Source organism: Streptomyces sp. NPDC042336 (assembly GCF_055581985.1).
Genome location: NZ_JBVJEA010000114.1, coordinates 1 through 1123, shown reverse-complemented (window position 1 = coordinate 1123; position 1123 = coordinate 1). Strand labels below are relative to the sequence as shown.

The following is a 1123-nucleotide window of genomic DNA, read 5'->3' as shown; positions in this document are numbered from 1 at the left end:
GGCGCCTGGCGAACGAGCCTTCGCGCAGTTGAAGTCCTGGCGGCTACTACGGCGAGCCAGATGCTCCACCCGTCGTATCGGCACCATCGTCCAGGCCGTCCACACACTGCTGACCTGCAGCTATTCAGGATGAAAGAGGCTCACTGAGCCTTTTCAGCGTGGCCACTGATCGGGTGACGGTGCTGCTGGGGACGAGGGACCGCAACGCACGAGGCTCCCGTGCCGTTGAGGGAGGTGTTCGAAGTCTCAACCCATCGGCACAGGAGCCTCGTTGGTTCCCTGTCCTGCCGCACTCGACCTGTCTCACGCCTTGGTCGAGTGGGTCACGATGCTCATCGTCACCCTTGAGGGTGACCGGCGATGCAAGCTCCCGCCGCACCAGCGTGCGCTGGTCGCCCTGGTGTATCTGCGCCGTCACGACACCCTCGCGCGCATCGCGGCCGGCTTCGGTATATCCGTCGGTACCGCTCACGCATACGTCACGGCCGTCGTCGGTCTGCTCGCCGACCGGGCTCCGGGCCTGCTGAAGGTCCTGCGCGAGAGCGACCCGGACTTCGTGCTGCTGGACGGGACCCTCGCCGAGTGCGACCGGACCGGCAACGGCCGTGGCGACTACTCGGCCAAGCACCGCCGCCACGGGGTGAACGTCCAGGTCGTCACCGACCCCGCCGGCAAGGTGCTGTGGATCTCGCCCGCGCTGCCGGGCCGCACCCATGACCTGATTTCGGCCCGCGCCCACCGGATCATCCGGATCTGCGAGCGACAGGGCGTCCCCGTCCTGGCTGACCGCGCATACCAGGGCGCCGGCCCTTGGGTCACCACCGGGCTCAAACGACCACCCGGAGGCGAACTCACGCCCACACGGCGAACTGTCAACCGCGCACTGGCCCAGGCTCGAGCTCCCGTCGAACGCGGCATGGCACGGCTGAAGTCCTGGCAGATCTTCCGCAGAGCCCGCATCAGCCCCAACCGCATGACCGTCATCGCCAAGGCCGTCCTCACCCTGGAGAGGCAACGCTGAAAGAGCTCACTGAACCCTTCTCATCCTGGGGTCTGAGGCTGATGACGAAGGGCTGATGGGAGTGCGTGACGTGGCAGGGCCCCTGGTCGTTCGGTTGGTGAT

General features: G+C 67.0%; 1 protein-coding gene and 1 pseudogene. Both read left to right on the top strand.

Translation table 11 applies throughout. From position 1 onward, the window contains the following. Window positions 1-133: pseudogene (locus tag ACZ6IM_RS42700) on the top strand (IS5/IS1182 family transposase); the annotation flags it as partial. A 138-nt stretch (window positions 134-271) separates the two neighbouring features. After that, window positions 272-1021, top strand: coding sequence for a transposase family protein (locus tag ACZ6IM_RS42695; protein WP_319218984.1), 750 nt, complete (start codon window positions 272-274; stop codon window positions 1019-1021). Window positions 1022-1123: the final 102 nt, after the last annotated feature.